This window comes from Variovorax durovernensis, assembly GCF_977011995.1.
In genome coordinates this window covers 5113229-5125823 of the sequence record NZ_CDRNCW010000001.1, presented here as the reverse complement: position 1 = coordinate 5125823, position 12595 = coordinate 5113229, and the positions used below count along the sequence as shown (strand labels likewise).

At 66.0% G+C, this 12595-nt stretch carries 15 protein-coding genes; 12 read left to right on the top strand and 3 right to left on the bottom strand.

Features of this window, described 5'->3' with window-relative positions; genetic code table 11:
• The first annotated feature begins 324 nt into the window (after window positions 1–324).
• From ACWV14_RS24385 to ACWV14_RS24370, 4 genes are read left to right on the top strand one after another with little or no spacing between them, the layout of a single operon-like run.
• On the top strand, window positions 325–1425 hold the full coding sequence (locus ACWV14_RS24385; protein ID WP_454904165.1) for an RluA family pseudouridine synthase: 1101 nt from the start codon (window positions 325–327) through the stop codon (window positions 1423–1425).
• Window positions 1418–2089 carry an HAD family hydrolase gene (locus tag ACWV14_RS24380; RefSeq protein ID WP_081271213.1) on the top strand — a complete coding sequence of 224 codons (672 nt, stop codon included), beginning with the start codon at window positions 1418–1420 and terminating at the stop codon, window positions 2087–2089. The genes ACWV14_RS24385 and ACWV14_RS24380 overlap by 8 nt, the downstream gene beginning before the upstream one ends.
• A 21-nt stretch (window positions 2090–2110) precedes the next feature.
• Window positions 2111–2479, top strand: coding sequence for a Rieske (2Fe-2S) protein (locus tag ACWV14_RS24375; protein ID WP_454904163.1), 369 nt, complete (start codon window positions 2111–2113; stop codon window positions 2477–2479).
• Window position 2480: 1 nt separating this feature from the next.
• Window positions 2481–3497 (top strand): S49 family peptidase, encoded by a 1017-nt coding sequence (locus tag ACWV14_RS24370; RefSeq protein ID WP_237679208.1) that lies wholly within the window; start codon window positions 2481–2483, stop codon window positions 3495–3497.
• 10 nt (window positions 3498–3507) lie between these two features.
• Here the strand turns inward: ACWV14_RS24370 and ACWV14_RS24365 are convergent, their stop codons facing one another.
• The 3 genes from ACWV14_RS24365 to ACWV14_RS24355 are packed head-to-tail and all read right to left on the bottom strand — an operon-like array spanning window position 3508 to window position 6001.
• Window positions 3508–4659: an MFS transporter gene (locus ACWV14_RS24365; RefSeq protein ID WP_454904161.1), complete on the bottom strand. Its 1152-nt coding sequence runs from the start codon at window positions 4657–4659 to the stop codon at window positions 3508–3510.
• Window positions 4660–4661: 2 nt separating this feature from the next.
• Window positions 4662–5423: an SAM-dependent methyltransferase gene (locus tag ACWV14_RS24360; protein WP_454904160.1), complete on the bottom strand. Its 762-nt coding sequence runs from the start codon at window positions 5421–5423 to the stop codon at window positions 4662–4664.
• A complete protein-coding gene (locus ACWV14_RS24355) occupies window positions 5420–6001 on the bottom strand; it encodes a Maf family nucleotide pyrophosphatase (protein WP_454904158.1) in 582 nt (193 codons plus the stop codon). Before ACWV14_RS24355 ends, ACWV14_RS24360 begins: the two co-directional genes overlap by 4 nt.
• A gap of 82 nt (window positions 6002–6083) precedes the next feature.
• On the opposite strand from ACWV14_RS24355, the gene ACWV14_RS24350 reads away from it, so the two are divergent.
• The 8 genes from ACWV14_RS24350 to fabF all read left to right on the top strand — a co-directional run bounded on the left by ACWV14_RS24350 (window position 6084) and on the right by fabF (window position 12583).
• On the top strand, window positions 6084–6653 hold the full coding sequence (locus tag ACWV14_RS24350) for a YceD family protein (RefSeq protein ID WP_454904156.1): 570 nt from the start codon (window positions 6084–6086) through the stop codon (window positions 6651–6653).
• Between the two features lie 146 nt (window positions 6654–6799).
• The gene (gene rpmF / locus ACWV14_RS24345) at window positions 6800–6982 is read left to right on the top strand and encodes a 50S ribosomal protein L32 (protein ID WP_007830466.1); all 183 of its coding nucleotides are present in this window, start codon (window positions 6800–6802) and stop codon (window positions 6980–6982) included.
• A gap of 61 nt (window positions 6983–7043) precedes the next feature.
• Entirely contained in the window at window positions 7044–8141 is a 1098-nt protein-coding gene (plsX, locus tag ACWV14_RS24340; protein ID WP_422087822.1) for a phosphate acyltransferase PlsX, read from the top strand.
• Window positions 8141–9121, top strand: coding sequence for a beta-ketoacyl-ACP synthase III (locus ACWV14_RS24335; RefSeq protein WP_454904154.1), 981 nt, complete (start codon window positions 8141–8143; stop codon window positions 9119–9121). The genes plsX and ACWV14_RS24335 overlap by 1 nt, the downstream gene beginning before the upstream one ends.
• A 54-nt stretch (window positions 9122–9175) precedes the next feature.
• Entirely contained in the window at window positions 9176–10129 is a 954-nt protein-coding gene (gene fabD / locus ACWV14_RS24330) for an ACP S-malonyltransferase (RefSeq protein ID WP_454904153.1), read from the top strand.
• A gap of 27 nt (window positions 10130–10156) precedes the next feature.
• Window positions 10157–10900, top strand: a complete 744-nt coding sequence (gene fabG / locus ACWV14_RS24325; protein ID WP_106935307.1) for a 3-oxoacyl-ACP reductase FabG — start codon at window positions 10157–10159, stop codon at window positions 10898–10900.
• Between the two features lie 99 nt (window positions 10901–10999).
• Complete coding sequence (acpP, locus tag ACWV14_RS24320; RefSeq protein ID WP_007830471.1) at window positions 11000–11239, top strand: acyl carrier protein; 240 nt, start codon at window positions 11000–11002, stop codon at window positions 11237–11239.
• Window positions 11240–11338: 99 nt separating this feature from the next.
• A complete protein-coding gene (gene fabF / locus ACWV14_RS24315; RefSeq protein WP_454904151.1) occupies window positions 11339–12583 on the top strand; it encodes a beta-ketoacyl-ACP synthase II in 1245 nt (414 codons plus the stop codon).
• The last annotated feature ends 12 nt before the right edge of the window (window positions 12584–12595 follow it).

Genomic DNA, 12595 nt, shown 5'->3' with positions numbered 1-12595 from the left:
TTGCGCAATGGTGGCGCGCGCTGCGGGCGATCCAATGCCTGAGGCCACTGGCATCAGCCAGTGCAGGCACATTTGAATCAGCAGCATCAACACAACAAGGGACTCGCTTCGATCCGCCGGCAGCTTGGACAGCTGCAGGCTGGTATTCCGTATCGGTGTTTCGTGGGTGTCGGCTTGACTCGGGTGCCGGGCCTGCCACTTTGCGCGATTGCGCGGGGTTTGCAGCTCGGCGCCAAAGCGGCATCGACCTCACAGCGCCGCCCTGGGTATTTGATGGCAGTGGACTAAACTTCTGTCTAATCAAGCACTTACATGACCGCGCTGGTGAAAAACATTATAGGTGCGAAGCAGAGCCTCGCGGCTGCTCCAAATCCCGCAGGCCAAAAAGCCTCAGGCGAGTCCGGGGCGCCGAATGCCGCCATCAAATTCCTCACGGTCGATGCCGAATCCGCCGGGCAGCGGCTCGACAACTTCCTGTTCCGCCATCTGAAAGGCGTGCCCAAGACGCATGTCTACCGGATCATCCGGTCGGGCGAGGTGCGCATCAACAAGGGCCGTGTGCAGGCCGAAACCCGCATCGAGGCCGGCGACGTGCTGCGGCTGCCGCCGATCCGTATTTCCGCGCGCGCGGAAGAGGGCGCGGCCCCGCCCGCGCCAGCGCGCGAATTTCCGGTGCTGCTGGAAGACGACGCCGTCCTGGCCATCGACAAGCCGGCCGGCGTGGCCGTGCACGGCGGCAGCGGCGTGAGCTTCGGCGTGATCGAGCAACTGCGCACGGCGCGGCCGGGCGCCAAATTCCTGGAATTGGTGCACCGGCTCGACCGCGAGACCTCCGGCATCCTGCTGGTCGCCAAGAAGCGCAGCGCGCTGGTCGCCCTGCAGGACCAGTTCCGCGAGCGCGAGACCGGCAAGACTTATCTGGCGCTGGTCGAGGGCGACTGGCCCGCCAACAAGAAGGTGCTCGATGCGCCGCTTGCCAAATACCTGCTGCCCGACGGTTCCGGCGCAGGTGCCGGCGAGCGCCGCGTGCGCGTGGTCGCCAAGGATCACCCGGACGCGATGCGCGCCGTGACGCTGGTGCGCGTACTGGCGCGGCTCACGCTGCCGGGCGATGCCACGCCGGTGTCATTGCTGGCCGTGACCATCAAGACCGGGCGCACCCACCAGATCCGCGTGCACCTCGCGTCGGCGGGCCATCCGATCGCCGGCGACGACAAGTACGGCGAATCCGACCGCCAGCGCGCCCTCCAGAAACTCGGCCTCAAGCGCATGTTCCTGCATGCCTGGCGCCTGCAATTCAACCATCCGGCCAGCGGAGAACGCGTGGCGCTGCAGGCTGGCCTGCCGCCCGAACTGAATACGCTGATGCCACCCGCCGCCCTCGAGGCGATGGCCCAACACCCCACTCCCACGGCCCATGACTGACGCTTCCCGACCTCCCCGTTTCGACCTGATCGCCTTCGACTGGGACGGCACCCTCTACGACTCCACGCGCCTGATCGTGCGCTGCATCCAGGCGGCGGTGATCGACGTCGGCGGCGCCAAGCCGAGCGAGAACGACGCCGCCTGGGTCATCGGCCTGGGGCTGGCCGAGGCGCTGGCGCGCGCGGCCCCCGACGTGCCGAAGGAGAAATACCCCGAGCTGGGGGCGCGCTACCGGTACCACTACCTGCAGCACCAGGACGACCTGGTGCTGTTCGACGGCGTGCTGCAGATGCTCGATGCGCTGCGCGCGCGCGGCCACAAGCTCGCCGTGGCCACCGGCAAGTCGCGCCGCGGCCTGAACGAGGCGCTGAAGTCGGTCGCCCTGCGCGACCGCTTCGAAGCCTCGCGCACCGCCGACGAAACCTTCGGCAAGCCGCACCCGCGCATGTTGCTGGAGCTGATGGAAGAACTCGACGTCACGCCCGAGCGCACCCTGATGATCGGCGACACCACGCACGACCTGCAGCTGGCGCAGAACGCCGGTTGCGCCAGCGTGGGCGTGAGCTATGGCGCCCACGAGCCCGCCAGCTTCGACGAATTCAAGCCGCTGCACGTCGCGCACTCGGTGGCCGACCTCGAAGCGTGGCTCCTGGGCAACGCCTGAACAACAAACCAGAGTGCTTCCATGAGTGAAGAATGCATCCCGCTTTGCAATGCCTCGGACCTGGTCGAGGGCGGCCTCGCCGTGCCTTTCGACGTGGTTCATGGCGGTGAAACCTGCCGCGCGTTCGCGGTGCGTTTCGAGGGGCGGCCGCATGCGTTTCTCAACCGGTGCAGCCATGTGGCGATGGAGATGGACTTCCAGCCCGACCGCTTTTTCGACGACACCGGCCAGTGGCTGCTGTGCGCCACGCACGGTGCCGTCTACAGGCCCGATACCGGCGAATGCGCGGGCGGCCCGTGCCGCGGCGGCCTCGTGAAGATCGCACTCAGCGAGCATGACGGCGTAGTGCACTGGCATACTGACTGGAACCTCCACCCCCTGACTTTCTGACATGACCGACCCGAACAGAACAGAACCCGCCGGGTTCGAGCCATTTGAGCCGGCCACCCCCAGCAACATGGCCAAAGATCCCACGCAGCGCCCCGGATGGGAGCGCGCCACCCTCGAGAAACTCGCCTTCGCATCGCTGAACGAGCAGAAGGCCACGCGACGCTGGAAGACCTTCGTGCGGCTCTCTTGGCTGGCCTTCTTCATATTCCTGGCCTGGCTGGCGCTGTCGCGCAGCGCGCCGAGCACGGCCAAGACCACGGCCCACACGGCGGTCGTCGAGATCAAGGGCGAGATCGCCAATGGCGGCGACGCCAGCGCCGAATTCGTGGTCGCGGCCATGAAGACCGCATTCGAGGACGAAGGCGCCAAGGGCGTGATCCTGCTGATCAACTCGCCCGGCGGCAGCCCAGTGCAGGCTGGCATCATCAACGATGAGATCAAGCGCCTGAAGGCCAAGTACAAGAAGCCCATCTACGCCGTGGTCGAAGAGACCTGCGCGTCGGCTGCGTACTACATTGCCGCCGCCACAGACAAGATCTATGTCGACAAGGCCAGCATCGTGGGCAGCATCGGCGTGCTGATGGACGGCTTCGGCTTCACGGGCGTGATGGAAAAGGTCGGCGTCGAGCGCCGCCTGCTGACGGCCGGCGAGAACAAGGGCTTCCTCGACCCGTTCAGTCCCATGAGCGATGCGCAGCGCGCCCATGCGCAGACCATGCTGAACCAGATCCACGCGCAGTTCATCAACGTGGTCAAGACCGGCCGCGGTGACCGCCTGAAGCTGGACACCCCGGGCCTGTTCAGCGGTCTTTTCTGGAGCGGCGAGCAAGCCGTTGAATACGGCCTGGCCGACCAGCTGGGCAACGTCGACTACGTGGCGCGCGAAGTGATCAAGGCCGACGAGGTGATCGACTACACCCGGCGCGACAACGTGGCCGAGAAGCTGGCCAAGAAGTTCGGCGCCTCGATGGCCGAAACCACCGTGCGCCTGATGCACACCGCGCCAGCACTGCGCTGACGCTGAGCTTCTATTTGCTTTCGCCGCTGGCGGTGTAGCGGGCAGACGCCGCCAGCGCCACGGCGAAGGCCACCACCACATAGAGCGCGGCGGTCAGCGAGGTCGCCCGCGCCAGCAGGCCGATCACCGCGGGGCCTGCCATGAACCCCAGATAGGCTACGGCCGAGACCGACGCAATGCCGCGCGCCGGCTCGACGCCCGGCACCTTCGCAGAAGCCGAGAACAGGATCGGCACCACGTTCGCGAAGCCGACGCCCACGCCGGCGAAGCCCACCAGCGCCAGCCAAGGCATGTCGATGACGAGCACCAGAGTCATGGCCGCCGCGGCGAGCAGGCCGCTGCCGAGCAGCAGCGTGGCCGGCGCGAAGCGGGCGCGCATGGCATCTCCGCCAAAGCGCGCCGCAGCCATTGCGGCCGAGAAGCTCGCATAGGCCAGCGCGGCCTGCTGCTGCGGGCTGCCGATCTCCTGCTGCATGTAGAGCACGCTCCAGTCGTAGATGGCGCCTTCGGCGATCAGGCCCAGTGCGGCGAGCACGCCCAGCACCGCCAGCGTGCCGCGCGGCAGCAGGAAGCCGTGGTCGGCTCCGCTCGCGCCGCTGGTGGCGGGGCGGGGAAGCATTCGCCGAGACGCCACGGCAACGAGCAGCACCATCGCTGCGGCGACCAGCAGCAGATGCGCCTGCGCGCCGAGCCCGGCCGCGAGCGCCGCACTGCCGCTCGCGGCGCCAGCCATACCGCCCAGGCTGAACATGCCGTGCATGCCGCTCATCAACGGCGTGCCGCCGTGCAGTTCGAGTTGCGCGGCCTCGGTGTTGATCGAGACATCGAACACGCTGGTCACGAGGCCGAAGGCCGCCAGCAGGCCCAGCAGCGCCACATAGCCGGGCATGGCGATCAGGCCGGCCAGCAACAGCGCGTAGATGCAGCCGCAGATGCCGGCCATGCGGCGCGGGCCATAGCGGCCGATCCAGCGGCCCGCGCTGGTCAGGCCGACCATCGCGCCGGCACCGGCCGCGAGCATGGCGAGGCCGAGTTGCGCCTCGTCGATGCCGTAGTGCGCCTTGACCGTGGGCACGTGCACGCCCCAGGTCGCGAAGATGAAACCAGCGGAAAAGAATTGCGCGCGCGATGCCCAGCGCGTGGCGGCGGTGATGGCTACCATGGTCAGCGCCCGATCGCGAACACGGCGGGCAGGCGTTCGTCTGTCGTGGGTTGCGGCTTGGCGCGCCAGGACTTCACCGTTTCGCTGCGCACATGCGCCGTGGCCAGCGTGAGGCCGCGGGCCACCGCAAGACGGGTGTTGTGCTGGAGCGTCTGCATTAGCGCTTGCAGCAAGGCGGCGTTGCGATAGGGCGTCTCGATGAAGAGCTGCGTCTGTCCCGACTTGAGCGCAAGCGCCTCGAGTTCGCGGATGCGAGTCTGGCGCTCGCCGGCGTCCTGCGGCAGGTAGCCGACGAAGGCGAAATTCTGGCCGTTGAGCCCGCTCGCCGCCAGTGCGAGCAGCAGCGAGACCGGGCCGGTGAGTGGAATCACCGTGAGACCCAGGTCGTGCGCGGCGCGCGCCACCGAGGAGCCGGGGTCGGCCACCGCCGGCATGCCGGCTTCGCTGAGCAGGCCGATGTCGTGGCCCTCCAGTGCGGCGGCGAGCAGGGGGCGGGCGTCGAACTGCCCGGCATGGTCGCCTTTCTTGTGCACCTCGCGCGGCAGTTCCTGGATGTTCTGTGCCTGCAGCGGCGCGGCCAGCGGCGTGACGGCGTCGATGCGCTTCAGGTAGGCGCGTGCAGACTTTGCGTTCTCGCAGATCCAGTGGGTGATGCCGGCGGCAGCCTGCAGCGTGCCCAGGGGCAGGGCGTCCTGCAGGGGTGCCTGGGTGTCGCAGCCGAAATCGAGCGGCGCGGGAACGAGGTAGAGCTTGCCGTGTGTCACAGGAGTTCGACTCCCGCGGCACGCAGCATGCGGCAGGTGCGGATCAGCGGCAGGCCGACCAGCGCGGTCGGGTCGTCGCTGTCTATGGCGTCCAGCAGCGCGATACCAAGGCCTTCGCTCTTGGCGCTGCCGGCGCAGTCGTATGGCTGTTCGGCCAGCAGGTATTGCTCGATGGCGGCGTCGCTGAGGTCGCGGAACACCACGCGCACGGGGGCGATGTCGCGCTGGACGAAGCCGGTGGCGTTGCAGACCACGGCCACCGCGGTCTGGAAGATCAGCGTCTGGCCGCGCATGCGGCGCAGCTGCGCCGTGGCGCGCTCATGGTCGCCGGGCTTGCCGAGCGCCTCGCCGCCGAGGTCGGCCACCTGGTCGGAGCCGATGACCACGGCTTCGGGAAAGCGGGCGGCGACGGCGTTGGCTTTCTCGAGCGCCAGGCGGACGGCCAGGGCATGTGGCGTTTCGCCGGGCAATGGCGTTTCGTCGACTTCAGGGGACTGCACGTCGAAAGGCAGTCGCAGGCGGGTGAGCAGTTCGCGGCGGTAGCGCGAGGTCGAGGCAAGAATCACAGGGCGTTGCATGGGGACGATTGTGCGTGAGTCGCATGGAATCCTCAGGCATGCACCATGCCGGTGAATCGTCCGGCGCGCTAGACTGGCGCGGATGAAGAGAGAATTTGCCCCCGAACGGCTCAATGTGCCCGCCTTTGCCGCGGCCGCCGCGACCCTGGAAGCCGCCGACCCGGTGCCCAACTACCTGCGCCTGAGCGCCGAACTGGCGGTGCCCGCGCCCGATGCGGCGGTCGATTGGAAAGCCAGCGCGGAAGAGCGCCCTGGCGCCGACGGCAAGGCCGTTCCCTGGCTGCACCTGGATGCCGAAGCCACGGTTCCGCTGGTTTGCCAGCGCTGCCTGTCGCCGGTCGATACCCTGTTGATGGTCGACCGCTGGTTCCGTTTCGTGGCCGACGAAGCCACGGCCGAGGCGGAAGACGAGGAATCGGAAGAAGACCTGCTCGTCGTGAGCCGCGATTTCGACCTCCATGCCCTGATCGAAGACGAACTGCTCATGGACATTCCCGTCACGCCCGTCCATGACGTCTGCCCCACGCCCGTCCAGCTTTCATCCAGCGACGACGACTTCAAGGCGGCCGAAGAAGCCAAGCCGAACCCGTTCGCGGTGCTCGGAGCGTTGCGTTCGCGCAAGCCGCAAGACGGGTCGGAAGAGGGCAAGTAGCCCTTTTCCTCAGGCTGGGCTATAATCATGGGCTTCGCGCGCGCCGCCGTGAGCAGCAATGCAGATCCAGGGATGCCAGCCATCCTTTTTCATTGCCACCGCTTGAGCCCGCATCCCATCACTCACTTAACAGTCCAGGAGCCATCATGGCCGTCCAGCAAAACAAGAAGTCGCCTTCCAAGCGCGGCATGCACCGTTCCCACAATGCGCTGGTCGTGCCCGGCATCGCCGTGGAGCCGACCACCGGCGAAACGCACCTGCGCCACCACATCAGCCCCAACGGTTTCTACCGTGGCCGCCAGGTGCTCAAGAACAAGTCCGAAGCCTGATCTCGCATCCCAAGGCCAAGGCCCGAAGCTACTTCTGCCGTAGCGTCGGGCCTTTGTTTTGATGGCTACGCCTTCTTCTCCCGAATTCACTGCTGCGCCCGCCGCAATCACGCTCGCCGTGGATTGCATGGGGGGTGACCATGGGCCGCGCGTCACGCTCGCGGCCTGCCGCGCGTTTCTCGAGCGGCACAGCGAGGCTTCGCTGCTGCTGGTCGGCGCGCCGGCCGCACTCGCGGGGTTTGCCGCGCATCCACGTGCCCGCATCGTTGCAGCCAGCGAGGTTGTGGGCATGGACGATCCGATCGAAATTGCCCTGCGCAAGAAGAAAGACTCTTCGATGCGCGTCGCGATCCAGCAGGTCAAGGATGGTGCCGCCCAGGCTGCCGTGTCTGCCGGCAACACCGGCGCATTGATGGCCATTGCGCGCTATCTGCTCAAGACGCTTGATGGCATCGACCGCCCGGCCATTGCGCCGCAACTCCCGAACGTCAAGGGTGGGGCGACGACCGTGCTGGATCTTGGCGCGAACGTCGATTGCGACGCCGAAGACCTGCTTCAGTTCGCCGTACTCGGTTCGGCATTGGTCTCGGCTCTGACCGGCAACGAGGCGCCTTCGGTCGGCCTGCTCAATATTGGCGAAGAAGCCATCAAGGGCAGCGAAACGATCAAAAAGGCCAGTCAACTGCTGCGTACGGCTGCCAACTCCAAAGATCTGAACTTCTACGGCAACGTGGAAGGCAACGATATTTTCAAAGGCACGACCGACATCGTCGTCTGTGACGGTTTTGTCGGAAATGTGGCGTTGAAGGCCAGCGAAGGCGTTGCATCGATGATCGGCGAGTTCATTCGCGTCGAGTTCTCGCGAAGCCTCTTCACCAAACTGGCTGCAATTGTTGCCTACCCGGTTCTAAAAGCTTTCAAAAGTCGTCTGGATCACCGTCGTTACAACGGGGCGGCCTTGCTGGGCCTGCGTGGCCTGGTTTTCAAGAGCCATGGCTCGGCTGATGAAGTGGCTTTCGGACATGCGCTCGATCGCGCTTATGATGCCGCTCGCAACAACCTGCTCGATCGCGTGCGGGCCCGCATCGCCCACGCCGCGCCTTTGCTCGCGCGGCAGGAACCGGCGGCGCCGGTCGACGCGACGGCCCTTCACGTTTGATGACGACCCCTTACTCACGCATTACCGGCACCGGCAGCTATCTGCCCCCACGCCGCGTGACCAATGACGATCTCGCCAAGGAATTGGCGACACGCGGCATCGAAACCTCCGATCAGTGGATCATCGAGCGCACTGGCATCCACGCGCGCCACTTCGCTGCGCCGGAAGTCACGAGCAGCGATCTTGGCTACGAGGCCGCCAGGCACGCCCTGGAAGCTGCCGGACGCAAGGCCAGCGATATCGACCTGATCATCGTCGCGACCTCGACGCCCGACATGGTGTTTCCGTCGTCGGCCGCCATCCTCCAGCACAAGCTCGGCATTGCCGGATGCCCGGCGTTCGACGTCCAGGCGGTCTGCAGCGGCTTCGTCTACGCGCTGACCGTCGCCGACGCCATGATTCGCACCGGCACCGCGCGTTGCGCGCTGGTGGTGGGCGCCGAAGTGTTCTCCCGCATCCTCGACTTCAACGATCGCACCACCTGTGTGCTGTTCGGCGACGGCGCGGGCGCGGTGGTGCTCGAGGCGAGCGAAGAGCCGGGCATCCTGGCCAGCGACCTGCACGCGGACGGCAAGCACGTGGGCATTCTTTGCGTGCCGGGCCACGTGTCCGGCGGCAAGGTGCTGGGTACGCCGCTGCTGCACATGGACGGCCAGGCTGTCTTCAAGCTCGCGGTTCGCGTGCTCGAAGAGGCGGCGCGCGCCACGCTGGCCAAGGCCGGCAAGACCGATGCCGACATCGACTGGCTGATTCCGCACCAGGCCAACATCCGCATCATGGAAGGCACGGCCAAGAAGCTGAAGCTTCCGCGCGAAAAGCTCATCGTCACGGTAAACGAGCACGGCAACACGTCCGCTGCGTCGATCCCGCTGGCTCTCGACGAAGCCGTGCGTTCCGGCAAGGTGAAGAAGGGCGAAACACTCATGCTCGAAGGCGTGGGCGGCGGCTTCACCTGGGGCGCGGTGCTATTGAATCTGTAGTGTGTTGCGCCGTCCCGGGAAGGGCGGCGGCAATGCCGAGACAACGCATAAACAATGAAATCCTTTGCTTTTGTTTTCCCTGGCCAGGGCTCGCAGGCTGTCGGCATGCTCGACGGCTGGGGCGATCATCCGGCCGTGGTCGAAACCCTGCGCGAAGCGTCCGAAGCGCTCGGCGAAGACATCGGCGCGCTGATCAAGAACGGCCCCAAGGAAGAATTGGCGCTCACGACCAACACCCAGCCCGTGATGCTGGTGGCAGGAGTCGCGGCCTGGCGCGCATGGCTGGCTGAAGGCGGCGCAACGCCAGCCGTGGTGGCTGGCCATTCGCTCGGCGAATATTCGGCGCTGGTCGCTTCCGGTGTGTTGACGCTGGCGCAAGCCGCGCCGCTGGTGCGCTTCCGCGCGCAAGCGATGCAACAGGCTGTGCCGGTGGGCGTCGGCGCGATGGCTGCTGTTCTGGGAATGGAATCCGGCAAGGTGGTCGCGGGCTGCGCGGAAGCCACTGCCAGCTTTGGTGCTGGCAGCGCCGAAATCGTCGAGGCGGTGAATTTCAACGACCCGATGCAGACAGTGATCGCCGGCAGCAAGGCTGCTGTCGACAAGGCCTGCGAGCTGCTCAAGGCCAACGGCGCCAAGCGTGCATTGCTGTTGCCGGTGTCGGCGCCGTTCCATTCGAGCCTGATGAAGCCTGCCGCCGAGGCGCTGCGCGAGAAACTGTCCTCCATCACGCTGGCTGCGCCGCAGATCCCGGTGCTGAACAACATCGACGTCGCTGTCGAAACCGATGCCGACCGCATTCGCGACGCCCTGGTGCGCCAGGCTGCGGGTCCGGTTCGCTGGGTCGAGAGCGTCCAGGCCTTGAAACTGCGCGGTGTAGCCGCCATCATCGAGTGCGGTCCCGGCAAGGTGCTGGCCGGCATGGTGAAGCGCATCGCCCCCGATCTGGACGCCGCGTCGGTGTACGACCCGGCCACGCTCGCGGACACCCGACAATCGCTCGCCGGCTGACCGGCGCAAGGCCCGATACTTTTTCTTATGAGCATTCCCAAATTCGAAGGGCAAGTCGCCCTGGTCACCGGCGCGACGCGCGGCATCGGCGCAGCCATCGCGCTGGAGCTGGCGCAGCGCGGCCTGAAGGTCGTGGGCACCGGCACCACCGACGAGGGCGCGGCCAAGATCACTTCGGCCCTGAGCGCCTACGACGGCCGCGGCCGTGCGCTCGATGTGAACGACGGCGCAGCGGTCGAAGCCCTGGTCGACGAGATCGTCAAGGCCTACGGCGCGATCCACGTGCTGGTCAACAACGCCGGCATCACGCGCGATACGCTCGCCATGCGCATGAAGGACAGCGACTGGGATGCGGTGCTCGACACCAATCTCAAGGCCGTCTTCTCGCTCTCGCGCGCCGTTATCCGCCCGATGATGAAGCAGCGTTATGGCCGCATCATCAGCATCACCAGCGTGGTCGGCGCCTCCGGCAATGCCGGCCAGGCCAACTACGCGGCCGCCAAGGCCGGCGTTGCGGGCATGACCCGTGCACTGGCCCGCGAACTCGGCAGCCGCAACATCACCGTCAACTGCGTCGCACCCGGTTTCATCGAAACCGACATGACGGCAAGCCTGCCCGAAGCCCAGCAACAGGCGCTGCTCCAGCAGATCCCGCTGGGCCACCTGGGCAAGCCGGCCGACATCGCGCACGCAGTGGCTTACCTCGCATCGCCCCAGGCGTCCTACGTCACGGGGCAGGAGCTGCACGTCAACGGCGGCATGCACATGTAGCCGCAAGGCGCAAGTTTTTCCCGTACCGGATGCGCGGCAAATGCCACAATGCGCCCGGCTAAAATCCACCGATTACCTACAACCCTCAGAGGGAACCAAATGAGCGATATCGAAGCACGTGTCAAGAAAATCATCGCCGAGCAACTCGGCGTGGAAGAGTCCCAAGTGACGAATGAAAAGGCTTTCGTGGCCGACCTCGGCGCCGACTCTCTCGACACGGTCGAACTCGTGATGGCACTCGAAGACGAATTCGGCATCGAAATTCCCGACGAAGATGCCGAGAAGATCACCACGGTGCAAAACGCCGTCGACTACGCCACCAAGAATCAAAAGGCCTGATCGGCCAGCTGACAAGATTGCAACTGCGGCCGGCGGCTTTTACTTGAACCGCACGCGCCGACAGGCAACTGTTCAGCGCTTCCAGAAAGGTTTGCCGGCATGACCAAACGCCGCGTCGTCGTGACCGGGCTCGGTTGCATCGCTCCTGTCGGAAACACCGCAACCGAATCCTGGGCCAACTTGTTGGCCGGGAAGTCGGGCATTGCGAACATCACCGCGTTCGATGCAAGCGCCTTCGCTTGCAAGTTCGCCGGTGAAGTCAAGGGTTTCGACATCACCCAATACATCTCGGAGAAGGAAGCGCGTCACATGGACCGCTTCATTCATCTGGGTCTGGCCGCCGCCATCCAGGCGGTGCAGGACAGCGGACTGCCGACCGGCGACGCGCTCTGCTATGAAGAGGCCGTGCGCATCGGCTGCAACATCGGCTCCGGCATCGGCGGCTTGCCGATGATCGAGGAAACGCACGGCGAACTGATGAACCGCGGCCCGCGCCGCGTGTCACCATTCTTCGTGCCTGCGTCGATCATCAACATGATCTCCGGCCACGTGTCGATCAAGTACGGCTTCAAGGGCCCGAACATCGCCGTCGTGACCGCCTGCACCACAGGCCTGCACGCCATCGGCACCTCGGCCCGCATGATCGAGTACGGCGATGCCGACGTGATGATCGCCGGCGGCGCCGAGTCGACCATTTCCCCGCTCGGTATCGGCGGCTTCACCGCGCCTCGCGCGCTGAGCACCCGCAACGACGATCCCGCCACGGCTTCGCGTCCGTGGGACAAGGACCGCGACGGCTTCGTGCTGGGCGAGGGCGCCGGCGTGCTGGTGCTCGAGGAGTACGAACACGCCAAGGCGCGCGGCGCCAAGATCTATGCGGAAGTCGCCGGCTTCGGCCTGACGGGCGACGCGTATCACATGACGGCACCCGACGTCGACGGCCCGCGCCGTTCGATGGCCATGGCGCTGTCCAATGCGGGCGTCAATGCCGACCAGGTGCAATACCTCAATGCACACGGCACCTCGACGCAGATCGGCGACGTCAACGAGACCAATGCGGTCAAGCTGGCCTTCGGCGATCACGCGAAGAAGCTCGTCGTCAATTCGACCAAGTCCATGACCGGCCACCTGCTGGGCGGCGCGGGTGGCATCGAATCGGTGTTCACGGTCCTGGCGCTGCACGAGCAGAAGAGCCCGCCGACCATCAACATCTTCAACCAGGATCCGGAGTGCGATCTCGACTACTGCGCCAACGAGGCGCGCGATCTGAAGATCGATGTCGCGGTCAAGAACAACTTCGGCTTCGGGGGCACCAACGGCACGCTGGTGTTCAAGCGCGCTTGAGCATTGCTCTGT